The 24,006-nt window shown below is 42.4% G+C and carries 25 protein-coding genes, 2 tRNA genes and 1 pseudogene; 3 read left to right on the plus strand and 25 right to left on the minus strand.

Going from position 1 to position 24,006, the window contains the following annotated elements; genetic code table 11:
- Positions 1 to 24: 24 nt before the first annotated feature.
- The 10 genes from QBE54_RS11030 to QBE54_RS11075 form a co-directional block, all read right to left on the minus strand.
- Positions 25 to 171 carry a UPF0236 family transposase-like protein gene (locus QBE54_RS11030; RefSeq protein ID WP_369018235.1) on the minus strand — a complete coding sequence of 49 codons (147 nt, stop codon included), beginning with the start codon at positions 169 to 171 and terminating at the stop codon, positions 25 to 27.
- Between the two features lie 75 nt (positions 172 to 246).
- On the minus strand, positions 247 to 426 hold the full coding sequence (locus QBE54_RS11035; protein WP_369018236.1) for a hypothetical protein: 180 nt from the start codon (positions 424 to 426) through the stop codon (positions 247 to 249).
- Positions 427 to 620: 194 nt separating this feature from the next.
- Positions 621 to 1,880: a sugar ABC transporter substrate-binding protein gene (locus tag QBE54_RS11040; RefSeq protein WP_369018237.1), complete on the minus strand. Its 1,260-nt coding sequence runs from the start codon at positions 1,878 to 1,880 to the stop codon at positions 621 to 623.
- Between the two features lie 75 nt (positions 1,881 to 1,955).
- Positions 1,956 to 2,831 carry a carbohydrate ABC transporter permease gene (locus QBE54_RS11045; protein WP_369018238.1) on the minus strand — a complete coding sequence of 292 codons (876 nt, stop codon included), beginning with the start codon at positions 2,829 to 2,831 and terminating at the stop codon, positions 1,956 to 1,958.
- On the minus strand, positions 2,828 to 3,667 hold the full coding sequence (locus QBE54_RS11050) for a carbohydrate ABC transporter permease (RefSeq protein ID WP_369018239.1): 840 nt from the start codon (positions 3,665 to 3,667) through the stop codon (positions 2,828 to 2,830). Before QBE54_RS11050 ends, QBE54_RS11045 begins: the two co-directional genes overlap by 4 nt.
- A gap of 313 nt (positions 3,668 to 3,980) precedes the next feature.
- Positions 3,981 to 4,058, minus strand: a tRNA-Pro gene (locus QBE54_RS11055).
- A gap of 357 nt (positions 4,059 to 4,415) precedes the next feature.
- On the minus strand, positions 4,416 to 5,669 hold the full coding sequence (locus tag QBE54_RS11060; RefSeq protein ID WP_369018240.1) for a M16 family metallopeptidase: 1,254 nt from the start codon (positions 5,667 to 5,669) through the stop codon (positions 4,416 to 4,418).
- A complete protein-coding gene (locus QBE54_RS11065; RefSeq protein ID WP_369018241.1) occupies positions 5,666 to 6,898 on the minus strand; it encodes a M16 family metallopeptidase in 1,233 nt (410 codons plus the stop codon). Before QBE54_RS11065 ends, QBE54_RS11060 begins: the two co-directional genes overlap by 4 nt.
- Before the next feature lie 67 nt (positions 6,899 to 6,965).
- On the minus strand, positions 6,966 to 7,778 hold the full coding sequence (locus QBE54_RS11070; protein WP_369018242.1) for a tetratricopeptide repeat protein: 813 nt from the start codon (positions 7,776 to 7,778) through the stop codon (positions 6,966 to 6,968).
- The gene (locus tag QBE54_RS11075) at positions 7,778 to 8,668 is read right to left on the minus strand and encodes a DUF4097 domain-containing protein (RefSeq protein ID WP_369018243.1); all 891 of its coding nucleotides are present in this window, start codon (positions 8,666 to 8,668) and stop codon (positions 7,778 to 7,780) included. The genes QBE54_RS11070 and QBE54_RS11075 overlap by 1 nt, the downstream gene beginning before the upstream one ends.
- A 182-nt stretch (positions 8,669 to 8,850) precedes the next feature.
- Here QBE54_RS11075 and QBE54_RS11080 point away from each other — a divergent pair, with 182 nt between their 5' ends.
- Complete coding sequence (locus tag QBE54_RS11080) at positions 8,851 to 8,982, plus strand: hypothetical protein (protein ID WP_369018244.1); 132 nt, start codon at positions 8,851 to 8,853, stop codon at positions 8,980 to 8,982.
- An 82-nt stretch (positions 8,983 to 9,064) separates the two neighbouring features.
- Here QBE54_RS11080 and QBE54_RS11085 read toward each other — a convergent pair whose 3' ends face one another.
- The 11 genes from QBE54_RS11085 to QBE54_RS11135 form a co-directional block, all read right to left on the minus strand.
- Positions 9,065 to 9,418, minus strand: coding sequence for a DUF86 domain-containing protein (locus tag QBE54_RS11085; protein ID WP_369018245.1), 354 nt, complete (start codon positions 9,416 to 9,418; stop codon positions 9,065 to 9,067).
- Positions 9,415 to 9,705: a nucleotidyltransferase family protein gene (locus tag QBE54_RS11090; protein WP_369018246.1), complete on the minus strand. Its 291-nt coding sequence runs from the start codon at positions 9,703 to 9,705 to the stop codon at positions 9,415 to 9,417. Before QBE54_RS11090 ends, QBE54_RS11085 begins: the two co-directional genes overlap by 4 nt.
- A 137-nt stretch (positions 9,706 to 9,842) precedes the next feature.
- Positions 9,843 to 10,040: an integrase core domain-containing protein gene (locus QBE54_RS11095; protein ID WP_369018247.1), complete on the minus strand. Its 198-nt coding sequence runs from the start codon at positions 10,038 to 10,040 to the stop codon at positions 9,843 to 9,845.
- A gap of 333 nt (positions 10,041 to 10,373) precedes the next feature.
- Positions 10,374 to 11,222 (minus strand): sugar phosphate isomerase/epimerase family protein, encoded by an 849-nt coding sequence (locus QBE54_RS11100; RefSeq protein ID WP_369018248.1) that lies wholly within the window; start codon positions 11,220 to 11,222, stop codon positions 10,374 to 10,376.
- Positions 11,223 to 11,240: 18 nt separating this feature from the next.
- Positions 11,241 to 12,308 (minus strand): Gfo/Idh/MocA family protein, encoded by a 1,068-nt coding sequence (locus QBE54_RS11105; protein ID WP_369018249.1) that lies wholly within the window; start codon positions 12,306 to 12,308, stop codon positions 11,241 to 11,243.
- Between the two features lie 352 nt (positions 12,309 to 12,660).
- Positions 12,661 to 13,680, minus strand: a complete 1,020-nt coding sequence (locus QBE54_RS11110) for a zinc-binding dehydrogenase (RefSeq protein WP_369018250.1) — start codon at positions 13,678 to 13,680, stop codon at positions 12,661 to 12,663.
- An 87-nt stretch (positions 13,681 to 13,767) separates the two neighbouring features.
- Positions 13,768 to 14,595 carry a carbohydrate ABC transporter permease gene (locus QBE54_RS11115; RefSeq protein WP_369018251.1) on the minus strand — a complete coding sequence of 276 codons (828 nt, stop codon included), beginning with the start codon at positions 14,593 to 14,595 and terminating at the stop codon, positions 13,768 to 13,770.
- Between the two features lie 13 nt (positions 14,596 to 14,608).
- Complete coding sequence (locus QBE54_RS11120; protein WP_369018252.1) at positions 14,609 to 15,508, minus strand: carbohydrate ABC transporter permease; 900 nt, start codon at positions 15,506 to 15,508, stop codon at positions 14,609 to 14,611.
- A 130-nt stretch (positions 15,509 to 15,638) separates the two neighbouring features.
- Positions 15,639 to 16,982, minus strand: a complete 1,344-nt coding sequence (locus QBE54_RS11125; protein ID WP_369018253.1) for a sugar ABC transporter substrate-binding protein — start codon at positions 16,980 to 16,982, stop codon at positions 15,639 to 15,641.
- A 244-nt stretch (positions 16,983 to 17,226) separates the two neighbouring features.
- Complete coding sequence (locus QBE54_RS11130) at positions 17,227 to 18,051, minus strand: TIM barrel protein (protein WP_369018254.1); 825 nt, start codon at positions 18,049 to 18,051, stop codon at positions 17,227 to 17,229.
- Between the two features lie 25 nt (positions 18,052 to 18,076).
- Positions 18,077 to 19,012 carry a LacI family DNA-binding transcriptional regulator gene (locus QBE54_RS11135; RefSeq protein ID WP_369018255.1) on the minus strand — a complete coding sequence of 312 codons (936 nt, stop codon included), beginning with the start codon at positions 19,010 to 19,012 and terminating at the stop codon, positions 18,077 to 18,079.
- Between the two features lie 216 nt (positions 19,013 to 19,228).
- On the opposite strand from QBE54_RS11135, the gene QBE54_RS11140 reads away from it, so the two are divergent.
- Together QBE54_RS11140 and QBE54_RS11145 are read left to right on the plus strand one after the other, a co-directional pair.
- On the plus strand, positions 19,229 to 20,572 hold the full coding sequence (locus QBE54_RS11140; protein ID WP_369018256.1) for an ISNCY family transposase: 1,344 nt from the start codon (positions 19,229 to 19,231) through the stop codon (positions 20,570 to 20,572).
- 216 nt (positions 20,573 to 20,788) lie between these two features.
- Positions 20,789 to 21,844 (plus strand): hypothetical protein, encoded by a 1,056-nt coding sequence (locus QBE54_RS11145; protein WP_369018257.1) that lies wholly within the window; start codon positions 20,789 to 20,791, stop codon positions 21,842 to 21,844.
- A 567-nt stretch (positions 21,845 to 22,411) separates the two neighbouring features.
- Here the strand turns inward: QBE54_RS11145 and QBE54_RS11150 are convergent.
- The 4 genes and pseudogenes from QBE54_RS11150 to QBE54_RS11165 all read right to left on the minus strand — a co-directional run bounded on the left by QBE54_RS11150 (position 22,412) and on the right by QBE54_RS11165 (position 23,967).
- Positions 22,412 to 22,744: a DDE-type integrase/transposase/recombinase gene (locus tag QBE54_RS11150; RefSeq protein WP_369018258.1), complete on the minus strand. Its 333-nt coding sequence runs from the start codon at positions 22,742 to 22,744 to the stop codon at positions 22,412 to 22,414.
- Between the two features lie 9 nt (positions 22,745 to 22,753).
- Positions 22,754 to 22,804, minus strand: a pseudogene (locus tag QBE54_RS11155) (hypothetical protein); the annotation flags it as partial.
- 192 nt (positions 22,805 to 22,996) lie between these two features.
- Complete coding sequence (locus QBE54_RS11160) at positions 22,997 to 23,266, minus strand: transposase (RefSeq protein ID WP_369018259.1); 270 nt, start codon at positions 23,264 to 23,266, stop codon at positions 22,997 to 22,999.
- Between the two features lie 624 nt (positions 23,267 to 23,890).
- Positions 23,891 to 23,967 (minus strand) — tRNA-Lys (locus QBE54_RS11165).
- Between the last annotated feature and the right edge of the window lie 39 nt (positions 23,968 to 24,006).

Raw genomic sequence — 24,006 nt, forward strand, 5'->3', positions numbered from 1 at the left:
AGACTTCAGGGACAGAATCATGATCTAACCAGTACCCAATTTCAGGGACATGGAATTTTGATCTAATACGGGGTCAATTCTTCTTCTTTTTCTGAAACCAAGCTCTTCAGGGAGGAGATGTTGGTATTCTCCGGTGTTTTGATACTGGTAGTAGGTTCTTCGGTAATGCAAATCGCCAAAGAGGGTCAGGATGGTCCTTGGGTCATTCCTGCGGATTACTTTGAAACCCTCTCTTTTGGCTTTCTCCTAATAGATTTCCTGATCCCTGGCCTCCAGAACTGCTTTCAGAATATCTTTGCCAGTACTGTGCATGATTTCCCAGAGCTTTTCTTCAAACTCCTGAAAGTTGATTCCTTTCTCCAGTAACTCCAGAGATACTTCCAGCATCCTCTGGAATCCTTTGAGAATTTGTTGTACTATGTTCATGAGACCTCACCTCCACAGGTTGTGGTATTTGTTGTGCTTCTTGTGTATAAACAACACTCTTATACCATACTCTGGATGGTGAGGTCTCTTTATTTTTCTCTGGTTGTTAAAGACCTACAATAAATTTACACTAACGCCAAAGTCAAAGCCCTTGAAGACTTTTTTATTATATTCGCTGCGGCTGTAACTGGTGTTTACCGCTCTTTGGCCAGGGCTTGGTTGACCCTTTCGGCTGCCTTATCAAGATACATTTTCACGGTTTCTTCAGAATATTCACCGCTTGCAACTGCAGTGAGAATATTTCGAAATTCCTGGACAACCGCATTTTCAATATCTCCCCAAACAGCGAGAGGTGGATATGCTGTGGCGTATCCCAAAGTTTTCTTAAAAACTTTCCATACACCGGTGTCATAATAGGGGTCTTCAAAAGCTTCGATTTTGGCGGGAAGCATGTGGGAGAGATTTTTGGTGTAGTCCACGAGATTTTCTTTGCTGAGTAAAAATTTGATCCACTCTTTAGCAGCATCCTTGTTGGGACTTCCCTTCAGGATTACCAAGTTGCTTCCTCCAGAGAAGGAGGCTCTTTTCACCGGACCAGCAGGGGGCTCTACTACGTCGTAAGGCAGATCCGGATTTTCTTGCTCAATGCCAGCGATGTTCCAGGGTCCCATGAAGCACATTGCTACGTTTCCATTGATAAAGGCTGCGTCAGCCTGGGGCTGGTTGTATTCTGCACAGGCCTTGGCAGCGAGACCTTCAACTATGAGGCTTGCGTACCATTTCATGGCTTCAATCCCTGCTTCGTCGTTGAAAGCAGCTTTTTTATTGTCGGGGGTAAGCAAGTTTCCGCCATAGGCCCAGAGAACAATTGCCCAATTATGCAAAAGGTCCCAGGCATTGGTTCCAGCGATTGCTATGGCGGAACCTTCGCCAAATTTTTCCACTATTTTTTTGCCAACCGCTTTGAGTTCTTCATATGTGTTTGGTGGTTGCACGCCTGCTTCGGAAAACATTTCTTTGTTGTAGAAAAGACAGCGAGTTTCTGCAAACCAGGGTACACCGTAGCTCTCACCTTTGTAGGTTGTGGAAATATAATTTGCTTCCATAAATGCTTCTTTACCGCCAAACTCAGCAATGTCGATTTTCTCGAGTCCTCCTGTGGCAGCAAATTGAGGATTCCAGGTTGTGCCAACCTGGAACACATCTGGGCCACTCTGGGAAGCAAGGGCAACGGAAATTTTTTGCCATGCTTCCCCCCACCCGATGATCTCAAAGTTTACTTTGTAACCGGTTTGAGCTTCAAACTCCTTTGCTTTTTCTTCGAGCCAGGGAATATGTGTTTCATCTGGTGCATTAGGCATGAGCCAGAAAGTAATACTTTCTTTAGCCGTCAGGACCATCGGTATCAACACAACACACATTAAAACCATAATCAAAATCAGCAATTTACGCATTTTGATCCTCCTTTCTTTGAGTTCTAAGTAGGAGCAAACTGATTATTCTTTTGGTCTGAAACTTTCTCACCTCCTTTATCCCTTTGTTGCGCCAGCTACCAAGCCTTCAATAATGTACTTCTGCATAAAGCTGAAAAGTATCAAAACGGGAATTGAGACCAGAATACAGGCGGCCATCATTCCTGACCAGCGGGCCTGTTGGGCAGTTATATATTCAAGGAGTCCCAGTGCGACAGTTTTTGTTTCTCGACCAGTGAGAACCGTAGCAAAGAGCACCTCATTCCAGGCCATGATGAATGAATAAATTCCTACTGCTGCAATGCCAGGTTTTGAAAGAGGAAGAATTACCCTCATTAAGGCGCCAAAAGGAGTGCAGCCATCAATTTGGGCTTGTTCGTCTATTTCTCGAGGGATAGAGTCAAGGAAATTGCGTAGCATAAGGACGGAAAAGGGCAGCGCAAAAGAGGTGTAGGTAAAAATCATCCCCCAGTAGGTATTTTGCATGGGGATACCCAGATAATATCTTATAAGGACGAACATCATGAAGTAAGGTATAAGGAAAGATATTCCAGGAAACATTTGAGTGGAAAGAGTTAGAAGCGTGTATCCATGTTTCCAGGAAAAGTTGAACCTGGATAACCCATAGGCTGCAAAAAGGCTAATAATAACCGAGAAAATCATGGTGCCTATGCTGATTATGAGGCTGTTGCGGAAGTAATCCAGCATACGAACTGTTCTATTAACCCTGAGATAATTTTCCCAAGTAAATTTTCGAGGAATCCAGCTGGGGGATAATTCTGGTTTGGTGACATCTGCAGATTGAATTTCAAGAGTGGTTTTGAAGGATCCCGAAACCATCCATAAATAGGGAATAAGAACAACAGCAAGCACTATGAAAAGAGCAACATAGAAGAAAAGCTTGGAGAATACTTTCTTAAGTGCTTTTTTCACTCTCTTTCTCTCCCTCTGCGGGCATAAATGACAATGGCGGTCATCAGGAAAATAAGCACAGTCAGAAAAACCGACATTGCCGCTCCTCGGCTTAAGTGGAAGTTAGTAAAAGCTTCCTGGAGGATAAAGGTCGATGGCACATGAGCTTTTCCTGGATCGGTTCCAAGTAGGATATAAAACTGATTGAAAGCGTGAAAGTTCCAGATGGCCGAAAGCAAAAGCAAAGTTGCACTTACAGGACGTAATAGAGGAAAGGTAATAAATCGGAAAAGCTGGAACGAAGATGCTCCATCGATTTTTGCCGCTTCATAGAGTTCTCGAGAAATATTCTGGAGACCTGCAAGCAGAATAAGGCAAGCGAAAGGCCACCCCTTCCATATACTAGCAATCATTACGGTATAAATGGCTCGATCGCCCACCAGCCACAGAACTGGTTCTTTTATAAGCCCCAAAGCGAGGAGATATTTGTTTACAATGCCAATGCGGGCCTGAAAAATAAATCTCCATACGTTGTAAGCCACGGAATCAGGAGTAATATAGGGGAGCAAGATTAAGCCCCTTACGATGGTTCTGCCAGAGAATTCTCTGTTGAGAAGAAGAGCCACGAGCAAGCCAATTACGTACCCTGCTGGGATGGTAACTAGCCCAAAATAAACCACGTTCCAGATTGAGCGCAGGTACCTTATGCCTGTGTCAGTAGCAGGTGAGAAAACGGTAAAAAAGTTTTGGAGTCCTACAAAAGGCGCTTTCATCCATTGGGTAATTGTGTAGATGTCTAAGTCGATAAAGGCAATGTATACGCCCCACAGGATGGGAATGATATGAACGAAAAGCATGCATATAAAAGCTGGAAGGATAAAGTAAAACGCAATCCCTCTCCTTATTCTTGAGGACATAAGCTTCACACCCGTTTATGTCATCGATGTCAATGTAGCACAAACTTTTCAATTTTGTCAATCCTGTGAAATGTTCTTTGTTTTTAAAGGAGCGTATGTTGGGTTGTCCGCAACGAAAACATCTTTCTTTAAGTGGAAATCGTCTCAAAATAACCAAGATTTTATCTCGGTATTATTTACCTGACTAACCATCGCTCGGGCTGAAGGTAGGATTTACGACAATTGGAGCTAGCTTTTTGAGGAACTTTTAACCTGGTCGGGGCGAGCCGATTTGAACGGCCGACCCCCTGCTCCCAAGGCAGGTGCGCTAACCAGGCTGCGCTACGCCCCGACGGCCAGGATTATACCAGAGTAGGAATATCTTGTGAAGTCAGAGGCGCCTTTAGCTTTCGATTTTTCCCCTAAAAACACCTAAGGGAGGCTGGCTTTCACCAGCCTCCCTTAGGTGCAAGGAGGGGAAAGACTTCTATTTAAGGAGGTGCTTGTGGGGGTAACCTTTATTCACTTTTTCAATTTTTGAATTCATTCACTCTTGCCGTGAGATATTATATTTGCTTTTTAATTATTGTCAACCACCCTTAAAGGAAAATTTTTAAATTTTTTTGAAAGTTTAAGTTGGGGTTTACTTGAGCTCGGCCAAAGTTAGCTTTTATTCTTAAAAGAGATCATTGTGTTGGTTATAGATGTTTTACTGTTGACTTTCTGGAATTACTGCTCCTATTGCCTCTTTGCTTCCTATGTAGGAAGCATATATATCTTTCACTTCGTTAAGCTTAATCTTTCGCAACAGTTCTTCGTAGCGAAATACAAAATCCCATCCTAAACCTATTTTTTCATAGAAAGAGAAAAGTGCAGCAAGTCCAGATGGTGTTTCCAGGCTTTGCAAAAGGGTTCCTCGGGTGTAGTTTTTGGTTTCTTCAAACTCTTCCCGCTTTAGATTTGTTACTTCCTGGAATTCCTTGCGGAGCGTGGCTACCGCTTTATCAAAATAGACCGCAGGAAAACCACAGTAAGCACAGATAAAGGATGGACCTACAAGAGGCAAAAATATTGAACCTACCTCATAGCTCCAGCCTTCTGTTTCGCGGACTTTTAGGAATAGACGGGAGTACATTGAACCTCCCAGTAGATTGTTTACAATGTCGAATGCTACTTTTCCTTTGAAATCCGTAATGCTGGGTGCAGGATAGCCCAGGACTAACCAGCTGTCTTTAATCTTCTTACGTTCTATTATTTTCTGGGAACCGGGACGAAAATTCTCTAAATTTCCCCCCTGTATTTCGGGAGCTGGTAATGGTGGAAGATTTTCAGTTTGTAATTCAAATGCTTCCAACAATTTCTGAGGTTCAAAATTACCGGCTATTGCGACTACCATGTTGTTAGGAACATAAACACGCTGGTACCAGTTTAGGATCTCGTCTCTGCTGAGGTTCTGAAGGGTATCGATTTTGCCCAGGCTGGAGAAAGCATAGGGATGTTCACCGAAGAAAGCTTTTTTAAAGCGCATAAAAGCCGCTTTGAGTGGGTCATCGTCCAGTGAAGCCAGCACACTGAGCGCATAGTTCTTTTCTTTTTCCACTTCTTCTTCCAGGAAAGCTGGTTTGGTAATTGCTTCAAAGAAAAGTTCCAGGATAGCCTGCCAGTTTTGTGCAGGGCCTTCAAATATTAATTTGCCAGTGAAGTAGTTGGCACTGCTTCGAGCCGAAGCACCAAAACTTTCCAGAGTTTTGGCGAACTCGGAAGCATTTCTGTGCTGGGTGCCTTTAAGAATGCTTTCCTGAAGAAGAGAAGAAATTCCGAGCTTTGCAGGTTCTTCATAGAGGTTACCCAGAGACAAAGAGACGTTTACTGTAAATGTGAAGCTTCTTGCAACCGGTAAAAGAATAAGTTTAAGACCATTTTTGAGTTGTTTTTCCTGTACGCGTTTAACTATTTCTTTCATGTGGCCCCTTCCGGAGATATGACAATGTGTGTTGCCTGTTCTGGCTTGAAATACTTGGTAATAACTTCCTGAATTTTCTCTTCTTGCATACCTTCAAGGTACATAAAATAATTAAGGACTCTATCTGCAGTGTCTATCACATCGAGACGACCCAAGAGTTCGCTGCTTCCCAGGGTAGTTTCTGCTACCTGGTAAAGCGATGATTTAAGCAAATTGCGAGCTCGCTCCAGTTCCTTTTTAGAGAGGGAATTGGTGAGCAGTTCAATCTCCTTCCAGATTGCTTCTTGGACCTGAAGTGGGTCACCTTTCAAAAAAGAATAAAATATGCCGAACAAACCCGCCCGCTCGTAATAGGAATACGAAGTATGGATAGCGTCGACCAGTTGTTTTTCTTCTCGGAGGGAGATGTTTAATCTTGAACCAAGACCTTCTCCAAGTAGCACGGATGCAAAGCGTAAAGCATAAAAATCCTCGCTTTTCAAACTGGCACAGGGAAAACCTATTGCTCCATAAAATCGCTGTACATCCTTCGCTTCCCGATAAAACTTTCCAGGTTTGAAGCACCATTTTGAGGATTGAACTGTCCAAGGGATTTCAGAAAAAGGAGTTTCAGAGAAAGCCTTTTCAACTTGGTAAAAAAACTCATTTTCTTCAATGTTTCCAACTCCCACAAAGGAAAGGTTAAGAGGGTGGTAGTAACGTCTTTTGTGTTCTAACAAGTCTTCGCGGGTAAATGTCTTTACAGTTTCTTCTTTGCCCAGGATGGGCATGCCATAGGGTGTTTCAGCAAACACTTCCTGGTAAAGGAGATGAATCAAACGTTCTTCGGGGTTATCTTCGTCAATGTTGATTTCTTGCAGAACTACCAGCTTTTCTTTTTCAATGTCCTCTGCTTCAAAAAGGGGATTCGTGACCAGTTCAGCAAGAATCCTGATGCCAGCTTCCCATTCTTCACCAGGCAGAACCAGATAGAAATTAGTTGTATCCAGCGAAGTTCCAGCATTTATGGATCCTCCGAGGGCTTGCACCTTCCTTGCTAAAGTGTTTTGTGGAAAAGATTGGGTTCCCTTAAATACCATGTGTTCAAAGAAATGGGAAATACCGTTTTTTTCCGGTCGTTCGTCTTTAGTGCCTACCTTAGCCCAAAGGTTAAGTGCTACCAGCGGTGATTCCATCTTTCTAAAAATAACCCGCATTCCGGAAGGCAAAATTTTCTTGGTATAGTCCATTATAAACAAGCCAGATCACCTGCTTTATTATAGCTTTCCTGGAACGGCTCTGGAATAGGCGATATTTTTAATTCTGCGGGTTTTTCTCAATTTGGAGAAGAGCTTCTTTCGCCTCTGCGTTTTCAGGGGCGAGTTCCAGCGCTTTCTGAAAATTGATTTTTGCTCTTTCGGGGTCGTTTAGAGCAAGGTAAGCTTTGCCGAGTAAGATATAGGCTTCAGGCCGGTCAGGATTTTGCTGAATTACCTGGGAAAGGTCTTCAATGGCCAGTTCAGGGCTTCCTAAGGGTTCTGGCACTTCTAATCTTGCTCGGGCTCGGGCAAGCAGTGCTTCTTGGTTTTGATGGTCAATATCAAGTGCCCTGGCAAACTCCACAAAGGCTCTAACCCCGTACTCTTCTTTTTCCAGGCTATCCGGGGCGTTCTGATACAGCTTGAAAAACACCTTGCCAAGTAAGGCATAGCTTTCAGCTTTTTCTGGGAACATAGAGATATTTTTCTCGAGTAACGCTCTTGCTTTCTCGAAGTCATTGTTAGCGAGGTATTTTTGGGCGCTGATTAGAAGCGCGTTATATATTTCTTCAGCCGTTATTTCGGAGGGCAAGGACTCGCTTTCAAGGTTTATAGTGTAGAACTTTTCGGCTTCCAGAACCAGGACTACCTGAGGTGTGGCTTCAACCAATATTTCCCCTTCCTTGGTTTGCAGGCGTAACCCAAACAAGGGAACAAGGGTTGTGTTCTCCAGTATGATTGGTTCTCCCCAGGCAGAAATCTTTTCAACGAAATCAACAATTTTTGCTTGCCAAACGTTTTCTGCTCCACAGGCGGTACTGGAGATACCCAGTAAGGCCAGCAGCATTGCTCCCAAAAATCTTTTGGTCATCAAAGATAGGTTACCTCCTCTTTTTTGCGCAAACTGATGTTGCCGGAGACGGTTTCTATTTTACAGTTTACGATTTGCCGGGCGCTACCTTCAATTTTGCCCTGGAACCGCTTATCAGAAACGCGATTATCCCCTTCAAGCAGTATCGGAAATTCAGAATCAAAATTTCCTGAAACGGTTTTTACTGATAAGTTGACAGAGGTGTTTTCGGGTAAAACAACGGTTACTTTGCCGCTGACTGTTGAAACTATCAGGTTCTGAGCTTGCTCGCTCTTTTGAACATCAACCCAGACATCTCCACTTACGCTTTTTAAGAACAGCTTACCCTGACCTGCAATTTTCATCTTTCCGCTCACTGTGGAGATGGACAATTCTTTTTCCACTTCTTCGCATATCACCGAACCACTGACCGTTTTGCCGGTGCAGCGACCCCGAGTTTTTTGGATGCTCACTTCGCCACTTACTGTAGAAAAATTTATTTCTGTTTCTGCAGGAACCAGGAGGCGATATTTGATTTCCAGGTTGCTTGTTTTTCCTGAGGTTAAGAGCTGTTTCAAGTCAAACCAGAATTTGGCAAATCCCATGGGAAAATATTCGGATTTTATAAATATCTGATTTCCCACCTGCTCAGTCTTGATTTTGATAGCGTTAAGAATTTTTCGTGCCTCATCGGTTGGTAGACCCACCAATTTCTTGGTGGCCGTCATCTGGATAGTGTTTTCTTTGTGAGTAACAATTTCTATGTTTCCCACCACCGTTGAAATGGAAAGCTTGCCTGGCCCATCCAGATAAAAAGTTCTTTCTACCCTTTCTTCCAGTGCAAAACAAAGGGACGTGCCCAGGAACATTAAAAACAGGGCGAAAAACAGCAATGCCTTCAGGAGTTTCATAGTAACACCCCCTTCTTGTATATCAATCTTAACACGTACTGTTGGGAAAATAAAATGTGTGGATAAATTAGCTATTGGTCAGAGTAGGGTGGTTTATTCGGCTGGAATTTGCTGAATAATTTTGCTCGAGTTTCCTCACTACGGGCAGTTTTTCCCAAATACTCCTTTTTCGTGAGCAAATGATGCAGCGAAAAGGGGATTTTAGAAGAATTGGAAAATGGCGGGAAGTGCCTTCAGAAGCAGAATGGCTGGGATATCTCTCCAAATTCTCCCCTGCCTTGCAAAAAGGTAATCCTATACCCTCCGTATTGTAAGTCTCTGAAGGGGGATGATGGTTCCCTAATTATCTCCGCTACCTTCCCTAATCTCACAACCTTCCAACTCTCTGGCAAGTCTTCAAACTTCGTGCTCCCAGCCCTCTTTTTTTATGATTTCCTCAACCTGCACTTTAAGTTTGGGAATTTCCTGTTGAACTGTTTTCCATACAATTCTGTAATTTACTCCAAAGTATTCGTGTATGAGTTTATCTCGCATTCCAGCTATTTCTTTCCAGGGAATTTCGGGATATCTTTTTTTAAAGTCTTCTGGTAAATTTTTAACCGCTTCGCCGATTATCTCAAGGCTCCTAACAAAAGCACGCATAAGCACAGGATCTTTAGTAAAATTTTCAAAGCAGAGTCCTTCGGATTTTTCTATAAGGAACCTGCATTCTTGTAATATGTGTTCGAGGTATGGTTTTGCAAGCTTCATATCTCCACAACCTCTTTTATATATGGCTTTATAAATGGGCTAATACTTTCTTCAGTAAGCAGGTCAACTTTTACCCCCAGGAGTTTTTCCAGTTCTTCCTGAAACCTTATAAATTCAATGAACGTGGGTGGTTCCTCAAAATCAACTATCAGGTCTATATCGCTTGACTCTTTTTGCTCTTCCTTTGCATAAGAACCAAAGATCTTTATCATTTTGACTTTATGCTTCTTTTTTAACACTTCTTTTTGTTCGCCCAAGACTCTTATTATTTCATGTAAGGTTTTCATGTTCCATCACTCACAAGTTTCTTCTAATTTTTAATCCTTTGTTAATCCACCCAAAATTTCTTTCTGCCTTGAAATCGTTTCCTTTCCTCTATAAGAGTTGCAGGTCCTTCATGTTCTACTTCCTGTTTAAGTTCACATCATGTGGGACACTTAACCAGTCCAGTCTCTTCCAAATATCTCCAGGGACTCTTGTATCCTAAACTCCAGTGTGGTCTTTTCTTGTTATACACTTCCTCTGTCCACCTTTTAAGGTGCTGTTGCATGGTCTCGAGATCCACTGCATCATGGTAGTAGTTCCAGAACTCCTCACAGAAAGTGCGGTTCAGTCTTTCCACTATTCCATTAATTAATTAAGTTTGAAAAGTTAGGCTTCCTTCAAAGGGTACTACAGATTACTTTGCTTTGCCAAGATTGACAGAGTTTTTGCTTTTACCTTCGTTTCCCAAAAACGCAAACTCCGGGGTTTTCCCCGAAGTTATACCCCCGATGATCTCCTTAGGTACTTTAATTTGAGCTTCCCGTCTTTTCGCCATCAGGTATGAGAGCGTTGACTATGGCCTTTTTTGTGCTTTAAATTTAAATGATTTAAATGTATTTGTTTCGTAGAACGTGCCTCCTTTTTAGTTTTTTAACTTTTTTACGGGCCTAGAATGATAAATATCACATACCTATTTTTCTAACAAATTTTTTAAGAAAGCTAATCCCTTGATAGCCAAAGTATCAACATCCTTTTCCAAGGGTCGCCAGATACAGGCAGCTCTAGCTATTTCTTTTACCTCGGTGGAGAAACTCTCAATAACTACATAACCGTCATATCCAATGTCCTGTAAGGCTTCTTTTACTTCTTTCCACTCTATATGGCCACTACCTGGTGTGCCACGGTCGTTCTCACAAGCATGGAAGTGAGCAAGATCCTTGCCAACGGTCCTTATGGCTTCTCCAAGATGTTTTTCTTCAATGTTCATATGGAAGGTATCGAGATGCCCCTTAACCGCAGGACACCCAACTTCCCTAATAAGTCGAACAAGGTCGGCAGCTGTATTTATGAAACTTGTCTCGAACCGGTTTAGCTGTTCCAGTGCAATTGTCACTCCACGACGTCGGGCGTATTCGCCGAGTTCTTGTAGTCCTTCGACCGCTAGCTTCCACTCCTTTTTCTTTTGCTCTTCCTCGGAGAGATGCGTTTTGCCCACTGCCGAATAGGCTGGACCACAAAAAATGGGAGACTCTAACTCACTTGCATAATCAAGGCATGTTCTTATGTATCGCTTTGCGTTTTCTCTTATATCTGGGTCATCACTAGTAAGATCCCGATTAGCTCCAAAAACACCACATGTGGCTACTTCTAATCCAATTCTCTTTACTGTGTCTTTTAGTTGCTTTACATCTATAAGGTTAGGATCTTCGAAAGCAATTTCTATAACATCAAATCCAAAAGAAGCTACCTTCTCTAAAACACCAAAAGCTTCCGTTCTGAAAGGTGAAACCCAAACAAAAGTGCTAATACCAAATTTCACTCTATTCCACCTCCAAGATTATTTTTGTGCCATAATTTCGTCTATGTAAACCCAACCTCCAACCTGAGCGGATTTAATTGCTCCAAACGTAAGCGCTAAGGTGTATAGATTATCTTTGCCACTTGTTTCTGGATCCCTGTCCAAAGTAATTGCTTGATAGAACTCGAAAAGAGAATAGGCTCTATCTTCATATTCCATTGGAACCAACTCTACCACCATCTTGCCGTCCCTTTCAAACATCCCAGGATTAAAAACGCTGTTGAATATCTCCCTCGGAACAAAAACAACTTCGTTATTTGCCCAGTTAATTCCTCCCAGAGCACATTCGATTTTCCAGTTTCCATCCCACGTAGTTTCATAGCCCCGTGCAACCCAACTCCCATGGTAAGAAACTTGAATATCCCCCTCAAACTCAATTATCACATCTGCTACTGCATCTCCTTTAAACCAACTCCAAGATGGGTTATAACTCCTAGCCCATACTCTAAGGGGGTTACATCCAAGCAAATATCGCATTTGATCAAAGTGATGGATTGCCATGTCCATTAACAAGGGATTCTCCATTCTCGAACGAAAATTGGAAACCCCAAAATTGGGGGATTTTAGGAAATAAACAAAAAGACTCTCTGGTTTGCCCGTGAGACCACTCTCTAAAACGTGCTTCACAGTACGAACGGCTCTTTTAAAACGATAATTTTGGCTTACCATCAGTTTTTTTTTGCATTTTTCAGATTTTCGAGCCATTTCCACGGCTTTGTCGATATTATTAGAAAGGGGCTTTTCTACTAGCACATGCTTTCCTTCTTCTAGACACTTAAGTACTAGTTCATAGTGAGTTTCGGGTGGAGTAACTATCAAGACTGCGTCAAAATCAAGCTCTCTTAAAGCGATTTGAATATCAGTAAAACATCTTTTTGTGTCCATTCCATAGGTTTGTGCAGCTAGATTTAAACTCTCTGTAGAAATATCTACATATCCCACAGCTTCCCAAAAAGGGGACTGCTTAACTAAAGAGGCCCAACTGTAACCCCATCCACCAACGCCTACTTGTAAAAGCCGCATCTTTTCCTTTACATCATTCAACATCTCTTTGCCCTCTAGGTAGACGAGGGGGAGGAGTGTCACTCCCCCAACGATTCATACTTACTTAGTCATATTTGTCTAGAAGTTAACTTTAAGCACTTTACCTTATAATGAGACAGCCGTACGTACCAAGCCTGAAAAACATTTCCTTTGCTTAGGATCTTTGTTGCACACTCAACGGCTGCAAACCTCACTCCCTGAAGGTTTTGCTAAGTACTTACATCTTGCCATTTTATGACTTTTGTGGGAAGCTCGTATTAACCACAATCATATGCCCAAGCTTTCCTAACAGAAATAATCGTTATCTTGTAGAATTTCTTGCCATATATTCCAGTTCATTTTTATCTGTATCTACTTACGGGTTAATAATAACTTTCCCCGTTTCTCCTTTATCAAATAGAGCCCATGCCTCTACAGCTTTTTCCAAAGGGAATCGATGCGTTACAAGCTCAAGAACATTTAACCCCTTTTTCAGAAGGCTTATGAGCTTAAAGAATCCTTCCAAATCATACATCCAACTTCCAACTATAGTTAAGTCTTTGTGAAGTATTTCTTCGCTTACATCTATTCTATTAACCACTCCAAGTTCCCCAATAAGCCCACAACGAGCGCCAGTACGAGCCAAGGAAAATATCTGATGCAACACTTCTTCTTTTCCAGTACACTCTAGAAAGACATCGACCCCTTGTCCTTTGGTTATCTTTTCGAGTTCCTTGGTTATATCACAAGCCTTTGAGTTAAGAACGTAGTCTGCTCCAAGTTTTTTGGCCAATTCTAGGCGTTTGTCAATAACGTCGATAGCGACAGTGGTTGCACCTAAAAGGTGGCATATGTTTACAGCTCCTAAGCCCATAGGTCCTACCCCAAATACTGCTACTACATCACGTTTATTTACTCTGAGGCGTTCGATAGCTCCATATGGAGCACCAACTGGATCCCAAAGCAAAGCAGCTTCGTCATAGCTTACTTCCGGAGGAATGCCTACACAAGACCATTCTGGGACGGTGACATACTCAGCACAACCACCGTCCAAATCGTATCCGATTATTTGTTTATTTGGACAAAGCTTCCAAAGTTTGTTTTTGCAGTAAGTACATGTGCCACAAGTAATCAGGGGATAAATTGAAACTCGATCGCCTACTTTAAAAACTGCAGATTTATCTACTTCTACTACTTCACCACTTATTTCGTGTCCCGGAATTGAGGTGTTTCCTTTATATGCTACTGAGTTGTCCGGTCGATATCTTGTGTTTAAATCGCTTCCGCAAAGGGCGCAAGAACAAACTTTAACTACCAACCAAGCGTCTTTAGCCTTTGGCGTGGGAAAATCCTGAAGAATAGATTGCCTATTACCAAGAAACTTTAAACCTCGCATAGTTTAAACCTCCTACGAATAATTGGTATTTATTTTCTAAGCTGTTAAAATATACTGATTTAAAAATAAAGCGCAACTCCAACCAGACTATTCTTTTAGTGCTCCAAGTGTTAGGCCTCTCACAAGATATCGCTGGAGAGCCAAGCCTGCTACTATCACTGGGAGCATTATAAGAGATCCTGCTGCAAATATCTCCCCCCACAGTATGCCTACAGGGGTAGCATAAGCAGTCAGGGCTACTGGAGCAGTATTGGCAACGTTACCAGTAAGGATGTTTGCATATAGAAATTCGTTCCAGGCAAAAATAGCACAAATTACACCAGTAGCAGCTATTCCTGGAGAGGCTAAAGGCAGAATAATTTTAACGAGAGCTTGCGAGTAAGTACAACCATCAACTATAGCTGCTTCCTCAAGCTCTAGGGGTATATCCTCGAAATAGCTCTTGATTAACCAAGATGCAACTGGTAAATTCATAAAAGCGTAAACCAATATCAACACAAGGTGAGTATCCAAAAGATTAAGTCTTCTTGCTATCAGATAAATAGGTACGGCTGTAACAATAGGAGGAACCATTCTCAAGGAAAGAATCCAAGAAGCTATTTGGTTACCTCCTTTAATCTTGCGTATAGCAATGGAGTAACCTACACATACTCCCAAGGCTAAGGTCAAAAGAGTAGATAGTAGAGTAACTATCACACTGTTTATCAGAAACCTGGGAAGATTTCTTTCAAAAATAACTACCTTGTAATTTTCAAAGCGAGTTTTAAATAACCACACTGGCGATTCCGAAAAAGCCAGTTTCGCTTCCTTAAATGAAGTCGCAACAGCCCAATATATCGGGAATATAAAAAACAGAATAGCTACAATAAGAACAACATATGAAGGCAATTTCACGTAATGCTTAGTCCTTTTCACGATTTGTTACCTCCTATTGTTCTTTCGTTCCACGGCTAATAACTCTAAAAAGTTGAGAACACATCACCATAGTTATGCCAAGCATTACCCACGAGAGAGCTGCAGCATAACCGAAATCGAAAAATTTAAATCCAACTTGATAAATATACCAACTCAAAGTTTCAGTTTTGTTTATAGGTCCACCTCGCGTCATAGAGTAAACAAGATCATAAACTCTGAAGGAGTCGATCAACCTTAGCAGCAGCGCAACTAAAATAACTGGACGTAACAAAGGGAGAGTTATATGCCACAATATTTGGTAACCTTTCGCTCCATCAATTTGGGCGGCTTCACTTGGATATTTGGGAAGAGACTGGATACCTGCTAGTAAAATGATAAACATGAAAGGGGTCCATTGCCAAACATCAACAAATATCAGAGTTGGTAGGGCCCAAGAAGGGTGCGATAACCACTCAGGGGGGATAATTCTGAGGAAATGCTTAATAAAATAGTTAATTACCCCATAGTTAGCGTTTAGAAGGTATCTCCACATTAATCCTACAACGAGAGGTGCTACCATCATGGGCACCAAGAGTAGGGTTCTTAAAAACCTAATTCCCTTCAATTCTTGAGATGCAATAAGAGCAAGTAATAAGCCGAGAAAAAACTCTATGCTTGTAGCTAAGGCTGCATAAGTGAAGGTAACTCGAACAGAGTTCCAGAAAGAACCATCTGTTATGAGGCGCAAGAAATTTCCAAGACCTACAAACTCTCTTTCCCGTAGATTTATAAGATTCCAGTCAAAAAGTGCAAGCTTTAGAGAAAAAATTAAAGGATATACTACTATAACAGCAAGAAAGATTATTGGGGGCAAAAGGAAATAATAAGGTAGCATTTTTAGCTTTCTTTTAGAGCTTGGCTTTATCAATTTCACAGAGATATCCTCCTTACAACAACAATTGGTTTCCCCTTCATATCTCTTCTGCTGCCATCCTGTTTGAGTAAGGAAAGCAGCGTGTGGATTGCTTTCCACACGCTGCTTTCCTGGTTATATTTTTTGCCATCTATTGTTTATAATAACCAGACCTTTCCATCATCATCCTAACCTGAGCGTTTGCTACTTCAAGTGCTTCTTCAACAGACATTTGACCAAGCTGAATAGCGCTTAGGTATTGCGACACAACGATTTCCCACTGCTCCTCTTGAGGGATCAGCGGACGGGGTCTTGTAGTTTCCATTGCTTTTAAAACCTCGGGAAGCCTACGGAACCTGGGGATGTCTGTTCCTTCAACTTTTGCTTCTAAAATTCTTGGATCGCTATAGCTTGAGATTCGAACTGGATCTCCACCGCCCATAAGTGTTTGTCTAACGTCGTTATCCTTATTCTCAAGCCATTCGATGAACTTAAAAGCTTCCTCGGGATGTTTAGAATAGGCAGATACAACAATGGACCAAGCGGCTAAGTGTGGGGCACTTTCAACTTGCTTAGGTACTTGAGCAAACTCCCATAAGCCTAAAGTTGTCGAAGTGTTAGGATCGTCAACTTCCCAGCTCGACCAAGACCAGTGAAGAGCAGTTGCTATCCTTCCCACCGCTGCGTCTTTAGCTACTTCAGCAAATGTGTATTCATGTATTCCAGGAGGACAAAACTGCAACATATCAGCCCAAAACTTAGTAGCCTCGATAACTTCGGGAGTCGTAAGTGTGGGCTCCATTGTTTCCCAGTCAAAGACGTCTCCGCCAAAACAATAGACAAATGTTAACCAAGTGTGTACATTACCATATCCCTTTGCCGCTTGCGCAGCCCAGCCATACAAATCGGGATTTCCATCACCATTTGTGTCTCTACCATTGAAAAACTCAGCTACGTCACGCCACTGTTGCATCGTTTGCGGAGGCATTAATTCATAACCGTATTTTTCCTTGAATTCAGCTTTGTATTCTGGATTTTCGAAAAGATCCTTTCGATACCACAACAAGTGAGGATGCACTGTTTGGGGGAGACCATAGAGCTTGCCACCCCATTTACAGGTTATTTCGAGTGCTTTAGGGAGAAAATCTTCCAATTCCGTTTGAGGAGTTATGTACTCATCAATTGATTTTAAGTGCCCTGCTCCAGCAAATTGGGGTAACCAGTTGTAATCGATGTTGAAGATGTCATAGCGGGATGCCCGGGAAGCAAACTCTAACGCTAGCTTTTCGTAAATTGCATCGCGACCAATAAGTTCTATATTTACCTTAACGCCCGTAAGTTTTTCGTATTCTTCTGCGAGTTTCTGAGCTGCTACGCCCCAGCTCGCACCCAAAAATATACCATTTAAAACAACTTTTTCAGCCCACACCGAAAAAGTAAAAACCGTAATCACTAAAATCAACACACTGAACCCTAATAGACTTTTCATTTTCATGTGTTTTTCCTCCCTTTCCGTTTAGTTGTTTAAAGATCGTTTTTTGTACTTCTTACTGGTAGGATACACGCTTTTCAGAGAAAAACAGTTCTCTTTTGTTTGTCACCCCCCTTCAAAACTCAAAGCAAACATTTATTTGTAAAACAGCATCTTAATTAAGCTTAGCATTAACCATATTTTTATTGATTTGAAATTTCTACAATGTTTTCTCATTGAGAAAATGCACACAAAAATACAAAATTTATCAAAGAAGGGATTTCAAATACCTAATACTTTCCTTAGTATATTGATCATAAAATTCCTCTGCACCACCAGCTTTTAACACGCTGAATGGATCAGCTGCTGCCGGCAACAACTCCATGGAGAGGTATCCTGTATAACCAATATCTTTCAACGCTTCGATTATGGGTTTGAAATCAATATGCCCTCTCCCTGGAGCCGCTCTGTTACTGTCAGCAATATGAAGATAAAACAACTCTTTTCCAGCAAGCCGAATTGCATCAGGTATAGAACTCTCTTCGATGTTCATGTGAAAAGTGTCAAGCCAAACTCCAACATTAGGTCTGTTAATTCTGTGCACCAGATCCAGCACTTGTTCGCAACGATTAAGAAAATACGTTTCGTAGCGATTCCATGCCTCGATTGCTAATCGGACCCCTAGCTCCGCAGCGTAATCAGCTGCCTCCTGAATTGCTGGTACAACCCACTCTATTTCTTTGTTCCTCGGTGCTTCAGAAACGGTTTTCATACACGCAGAAGGCACAACGTCCACGACGACACCAGTACCAAGTTCAGAAGCCATTTTGATAACACTCTTCAAATACATGAGTGCATTTTTTCTAACTTCTTCCTTAGGACTTGCTAAATCCCGTTCGAGAGTGTAAATACTGCATATACCCGCTGCCTCTAGTCCAAACCTTTCAAGTAATTGACGAAGAATCTGAGTATCATACATCGACGGTTCTCCAACAAATTCCACGCCGTCATAACCAAATTTTGCTAGGCGTTCAATGCTTTTTTCGATTGGTTCACCCCAATAAACTAATGTGTTGTAAGCAAATTTGAACATATAAAACATCCTCCTTTTGGATTTTTTAAGTCGAACTCCTCACGATTAGTTTTGGTTTTAATACTACTTTTTTAATCGATTCAGCTTCTCCTCGAATATGCGACAGAAGGATTTTTGCTGCTTCAACGCCAAGCTCATACTTTGGCATTCGTACAGTAGTCAGAGGAACCCAAGATATAGAAGCAAATTCAACGTCGTCGTAACCCACCACAGCTACATCACGGGGAACACTAAGTCCGTTTTCGCGGAGAGCACGAAGAGCGCCAAAAGCAAGATAGTCGTTAAAAGAAGCAATAGCCGTGAATTCGAGTTTCTGAAAAAGAGCTTCCTTAACAATTTTATAGCCATCTTCCATCTTAGCTCTTGAAGGTTTTATAAGATTTTCGTCCGATGGAAGACCATATTGTTCAAGGGCCTTTTTGTATCCTTGGATTCGTTCTTGCGAAGTTGTGAGAAAGGGTGGACCACCAAGGTAAAGAATTCGTTTATGTCCCTTCTTGAGAAGATGTTCGGTAGCAAGGAAACTACCGAGAAGATCGTCAGCTATAACATAGCTGACAGGAATATTTTTAGCGTAACGAGCTAAAAAAACGCATGGTATGTTCGCTTTCTGGAGAAGCGAGAGAAGAGCAGAGAAATTGCTTTCGTCAACAGGAGTAATTATAACGCCATCTACCCTACGTTCCAAAAGAACTTTAAAAACCTCTTCTTCTCGTTGGGCATCTTCGTTAGCATTATAAAGGAGCACACAGTACCCTTCCTCTCGTAGAATGTTTTCTATACCACTAATAACCGAACCAAAGAAGGGGTTACTCACGTCAGAAATGACAACTCCAATCGTTTTTGTTTGTCCCATCCGTAAACTTCTTGCGAGATGGTTTGGAGCGTATCCTAACTCTTCAATGATTGCTAAAATTCTTTTTCTGGTTTCCTGGCTAACATCGTACCGATTATTAAGCACTTTGGAAACAGTAACTGGAGAGACTCCTGCTTTTGAAGCAATAGTTTTTAGAGTTAACCGTTGCCGTTGTTTCTTCATTGTTTTCCCATAACGTAATCGATAACGTAACCAATAACGAATTTTATCAAATCCCATGTTTAGAGTCAATACCCTGTGGTTACATTGTGTTTATTCCGTGATAATGTCACCTTATAGTTATTCCGATAAAATGTCACCATGAACGAGGTGCGATATCTTATGTCTCAAAAACAACTTAATCGATATATCGTGCTTTCCAAACTCATTGAAGGTCAGGTGACCACCAAAGAAGCTGCAGAAAGGTTAGGCCTGAGTGAACGCCAGGTAAAAAGACTGAGGAAAGGAGTGCGTGAAGAAGGTCCAGCATTTCTCATCCACAAAAACACTGGCTGCAAACCTGTGCATGCCATTCCAGATGCCTTGGTGAAGAGAATAATTGAACTCAGAAAAAGTGAAAATTACCAGAACGCTAATTTCCTTCACTTCCAGGAACTCTTAAAAGAGCATGAGAGCATTGAAATCAGCTACAAGGCTCTCTATGGTATCTTAACCAGGGCTGGTTTCAAAAGCCCTAAGAAACGACGTAAAGGGAAAGCCCACCATAGGCGCAAGCGCAGAGCTCAAGAAGGGCTGCTCATTCAAATGGATGCCACCCCCTTTGCCTGGTTTGGCACTGACCAGAACTACACTTTGCATGGTGCTATTGATGATGCAACTGGTAAGATTCTTGGCCTTTATCTTGCCAGGAAGGAGTGTCTGCAGGGCTACTTTGAGGTGGTAAGGCGGATACTTGGAAACCATGGTATTCCAGCCAGTATTTACTCCGATCGACACAGCATTTTCCATTCCCCAAAGACTGCTCGGATTCCCCTTAAAGAACAACTGGCTGGCAAAGAAGCTCCCAGGACCCAGTTTGGACGAGCCATGAATGAACTGGGTATTACCCTTATCCCTGCCCGCTCCCCTCAGGCTAAAGGACGCATTGAAAGGCTGTGGGATACCCTACAAGGCAGACTCCCGGTGGAATTGAAGATAGCTGGGATTGCGGATCTTCGCAAGGCAAACCAGTTCTTCATGTATTACATTCCTGCCTTCAATGCCAGGTTTGCAGTGAGCTCGGCAGTTTCAGAAACTGCTTTTACTTCTCTTAAGGAAGGTTTGGTTATTGACCATATTCTGTGCTGTAAACAAACAAGAACTGTCGACAACAGTGGAGTGTTTTCTTTTAAAGGCCAGCACTTCCAGGTGACTTCTCAGGGAGGTGTTGTTTCTATACCACCAAAATCACGAGTTGAGGGTCTGGTAAGTCCTGCTTTTGGGATACGGGTTCAGTACCAGAATGCCATCTATGAAGCTATTCCCTGCATTCAAGCAAAAAGAAGAAAGACCTCCATCTCCTGTAAAGAGAAAAGAACTTATCATCCACCTGAAGATCACTGCTACAAGTACGGGCGCAAACTATGGCCTAAGCTGAGCTTTGCAGAAAGTGATGCTGAAATCCTGCAAATGCTCGAAGAGATATTCCTGAAAAATTATGCTTAACCCTGCAGGAGTTGATTATTTTTGTGCCCCTGCAAAGTGACATTTTCTGAGAATAATTATCCCCTGTTTTGGGTGACATTTTCATAGACTATTGACATACCCTGTGGTTACAATTTTAAAAAGCCAAACTCAATTACTACTTTAAAGTGTCACTTACAAGGATAAACTCCCCCTTAAGAGAGGACCTGGTGTTTGTTCTTTTAAGGGGGAAAGGAAATGAAGTACTACTCAGTTACGGAGGTAGAGATGAAAAGGTATGCTGTACTACAGAATGTGGTCTCAGGACTGATAACCTTGAAAGCTGCAGCAGAGCTTCTGGGGCTGAGTTATTGCCAAACTCTTCGCCTCAAGAAGTGCTTTGTAGCTCAGAGACTGGAGGGGTTGTTGAGAAAAGCTCCTTCACACCCTCCCCACTGGAGAGTAACCCCAAAACTCAAAGAGCAGATTCTGCAGTTGAGAAAGGAACTGTACTATGACTTCAACCTCCTGCACTTCAGGGAGAAGCTCTCTGAAAACCACTGCATTGCCCTGAGCTATGAAACCCTGAGAAAGAACTACCTTGTCCAAAGAGGGATTTTCATGGCTCTCTACACGGATCGGGCATCCCACTTCACCACCACCCGCCATGGTGGCTTGCACTATGATACCCTCTCTGAATATGGAAACACTCAAATTCAGAGAGCCTTAGAGGAACTGGGTATTGCCCGGGTGAGTGCCAGCAACCCTCAAGCCAAGGGGAGAATAGAAAGAGCTTTCCGTTTCTTTCAAGGCCGGCTCATCAAGGAACTGCGACTCAGAGGAATCAAAGACTATGAAGCAACGAACCGCTTCCTCGAAGAAGAGTTCCTTCCCTGGTGTAACCAGCGCTACACTCTCTCAGTGGAAAGTGTCTATCGGGAGATTCCCAAAGGGGTAGATCTTTCACTGATTTTTTCCATCAAACAGCGAAGAAAGGTCAGAAAGGACAACACCATAAGCTATGAGGGAAGAATATACCAGCTACTCCCTGCTTGCAGCTTCAGAAGCTATGCTGGGAGTTGGATAGAGGTACGTGAGATCCTGAAGGGCAACATTCAGCTTTTCTACCAGGGTGAATCAACCCCTTATCAGGTTTTCGATAAGCAAACCCATAAACAGCTTAAGGAGGAGGTGTTGAGTATGAGGAGTTTACTTCCTGAGAAAAAGCCAAAAAAGAAATATATTCCACCCCAAGATCATCCCTGGAGAAGGTCCTGGAAAAAGAAGAGTGTGACATTTCAAGCTGGGGAATAAAGTGTGACTTGATCTTAGAAGTAACATACCCCGCATTAGGTCAGGCACTGCCGACCTCCAGTGTTGAAAATTAATTTAAATTGATAGGGGTTATTTCTCCTGGTTTTTGTTTTCTTCTCTTTTAAACTCAAGAGATAAGTAGCCATCACATAATCAGCATGTTGTTCGTCTTTTAGTCCAGGAAAGCGTCTCAGGAAAGTCCTCAGGTGTCTGAAAAAGCTTTCTCCCAGGTTGGTGGTCCTTACTTTCTGTCGGAAGCAGCAAGGTGGACTTCCCCCAAAAAGTGGAGGCACTTTTACATTAAATTATGCCTTCTCTCAAATTCCTCAGGACGATTATACCCCAATGCTGGACGAAGTCTCCTTAAATTATAGAATTCCTCAATGTAGGCAAAGAGGCTCCGTTTTGCCTCTCCTCGGGTTTCATATCTTTTTGATGAACCAGTTCGGTCTTCAGAGTTTTGAAAAATGATTCCACCACAGCGTTGTCATAGCAATTCCTCTTTTGGCTCATACTGGAGACCATACCATGCCTGTAGAGAAGAGTTTGGTATTGGGGATAGCCGTATTAGATTCCCTGATCAGAGTGGTGAAGGAAAGGAGCAGGTGGTTTTGTTCTCTCAATGGCTTTCCTCAGGGCACAGAGAGTGAGATCCTGGTTCAATTTCCCATTGTCTTCCCAACCAATGATTTTCCGGGAGTAAAGATCCATGATCACCGAGAGATAGAGCCATCCTTCCTGAGTGGGGATATAGGTGATATCAGAGCACCAGATGATATCTGGTTTTTCAGTCTGGAATTTCTGGTTCAACAAGTTGGGAACTTTCTTGAAGGAATGGGTTGAATCTGTGGTAACCCGGTATCGTTTTCTGGTCCTGGCCGCACAGCCACACTTTTCCATCAGTCGGGCTACCCGGTTCTCACTGCAGATATAACCTTTCTTTTTGAGAAGGGTGGTTATTCTGGGCTCCCATAGGTTCTTCTGCTTTCCTCTTTCTCTTTTTGATTCACCTCGCCCTCAAAAAAGCATAATACCCGCTCAAGGAAACCTACAGTGCCTTGGCCATCGCACCATCTGAAAACATAGAGCGGTGGTCTTCCAAAAAGGAGAATTTCATCTTAGTGTCTTTGAGAAGGTGAGCTGTGTGTTTTTTTAAGATACCCCGTTCTTCGGTAATCCTCTTTTTAAGTCTTTCTCCAGCTGGCGGACATAGACCTCTTCTTTTCTGAGATTCCCTTTTCCAGGCAAAGGTTCCTGAGGTTCTTCACGTAAGGCCTTCCTCCATTTATATATGAGACTATCTCGGATACCAAAATCCCTGGCAACCTGAGCTACGGAGTGACCTTCCTCTTTGATGAGACGGAGAATCTCTGACTTGAATTCCCGATCGTACTGCCTTTTTATACTTTTTCCATTTTCCATTTCTTTTGCGCCCCCAGTTGATTATACTCTCTTTTCTTTGTCCTCACTAAACTGGGGGAAGACCAAAATGAGCTAAGGCTTTACAAGAACTTTTTTTCAGCCGGTGATGAAGCTCAAAGAGAAGACCCGGGCGAAGGAAAGGTTCACAGAAAGTATGACTCTCCTCAAACTCCTTACCAGAGAGAATCATGAATTCTCCCTCTGTATCAGATGAAACCAAAGCAGAACTAGAAGCCCTGTATCTTTCCCTGAATCCTGCCCAGTTCAAAAGAAACATCGAGGATAAACTGCACAAGCTTTGTAAGGTTTATCAGGAGAAAATAGGTCATTGAGGGTTTGCCCTTCAAAGAGGCAAACACCTCGTTCAGTTACATCTTATGTGACTCAATAAGGGGTATTTGGGTTACATACTTAAATGATTGACATGTGTGTAAAGAAGTTAGCTATGTGTGAGGAGTGAAAAAATGTTATCGTGGAAATTTCCAAGCCGAAGGTTCGCTGACTAATTTTGCTCAAGTTCCCTCACTACGGACAGTTTTCCCAAATACTCCTTTTTCATGAGCAACTGATTCAGCGAAAAAAGGAGGATTTTGGGAGAACCTGGAAGCACCTTCAAAAGCAAAATGGTGGGCCGTGCAGGAATCGAACCTGCAACCTACTGATTAAGAGTCAGTTGCTCTGCCTAATTGAGCTAACGGCCCACCAGAGCACATTAAATATACAATGAAAGAAACGTAAAG

The organism is Thermatribacter velox, from assembly GCF_038396615.1.
GTDB classification, from domain to species: domain Bacteria; phylum Atribacterota; class Atribacteria; order Atribacterales; family Thermatribacteraceae; genus Thermatribacter; species Thermatribacter velox.

Excerpts from the sequence above, each read along its gene's own strand:
- QBE54_RS11035 (WP_369018236.1), bottom strand. The coding sequence starts at position 426 with ATGAACATAGTACAACAAATTCTCAAAGGATTCCAGAGGATGCTGGAA.
- QBE54_RS11040 (WP_369018237.1), bottom strand. The coding sequence starts at position 1,880 with ATGCGTAAATTGCTGATTTTGATTATGGTTTTAATGTGTGTTGTGTTG.
- QBE54_RS11050 (WP_369018239.1), bottom strand. The coding sequence starts at position 3,667 with ATGCTTTTCGTTCATATCATTCCCATCCTGTGGGGCGTATACATTGCC.
- QBE54_RS11060 (WP_369018240.1), bottom strand. The coding sequence starts at position 5,669 with ATGAAAGAAATAGTTAAACGCGTACAGGAAAAACAACTCAAAAATGGT.
- QBE54_RS11065 (WP_369018241.1), bottom strand. The coding sequence starts at position 6,898 with ATGGACTATACCAAGAAAATTTTGCCTTCCGGAATGCGGGTTATTTTT.
- QBE54_RS11070 (WP_369018242.1), bottom strand. The coding sequence starts at position 7,778 with ATGACCAAAAGATTTTTGGGAGCAATGCTGCTGGCCTTACTGGGTATC.
- QBE54_RS11075 (WP_369018243.1), bottom strand. The coding sequence starts at position 8,668 with ATGAAACTCCTGAAGGCATTGCTGTTTTTCGCCCTGTTTTTAATGTTC.
- QBE54_RS11080 (WP_369018244.1), top strand. The coding sequence starts at position 8,851 with ATGCAGCGAAAAGGGGATTTTAGAAGAATTGGAAAATGGCGGGAAGTG.
- QBE54_RS11085 (WP_369018245.1), bottom strand. The coding sequence starts at position 9,418 with ATGAAGCTTGCAAAACCATACCTCGAACACATATTACAAGAATGCAGG.
- QBE54_RS11090 (WP_369018246.1), bottom strand. The coding sequence starts at position 9,705 with ATGAAAACCTTACATGAAATAATAAGAGTCTTGGGCGAACAAAAAGAA.
- QBE54_RS11105 (WP_369018249.1), bottom strand. The coding sequence starts at position 12,308 with ATGTTGAATGATGTAAAGGAAAAGATGCGGCTTTTACAAGTAGGCGTT.
- QBE54_RS11110 (WP_369018250.1), bottom strand. The coding sequence starts at position 13,680 with ATGCGAGGTTTAAAGTTTCTTGGTAATAGGCAATCTATTCTTCAGGAT.
- QBE54_RS11125 (WP_369018253.1), bottom strand. The coding sequence starts at position 16,982 with ATGAAAATGAAAAGTCTATTAGGGTTCAGTGTGTTGATTTTAGTGATT.
- QBE54_RS11130 (WP_369018254.1), bottom strand. The coding sequence starts at position 18,051 with ATGTTCAAATTTGCTTACAACACATTAGTTTATTGGGGTGAACCAATC.
- QBE54_RS11140 (WP_369018256.1), top strand. The coding sequence starts at position 19,229 with ATGAACGAGGTGCGATATCTTATGTCTCAAAAACAACTTAATCGATAT.
- QBE54_RS11145 (WP_369018257.1), top strand. The coding sequence starts at position 20,789 with ATGAAGTACTACTCAGTTACGGAGGTAGAGATGAAAAGGTATGCTGTA.
- QBE54_RS11150 (WP_369018258.1), bottom strand. The coding sequence starts at position 22,744 with ATGGAAAAGTGTGGCTGTGCGGCCAGGACCAGAAAACGATACCGGGTT.
- QBE54_RS11160 (WP_369018259.1), bottom strand. The coding sequence starts at position 23,266 with ATGGAAAATGGAAAAAGTATAAAAAGGCAGTACGATCGGGAATTCAAG.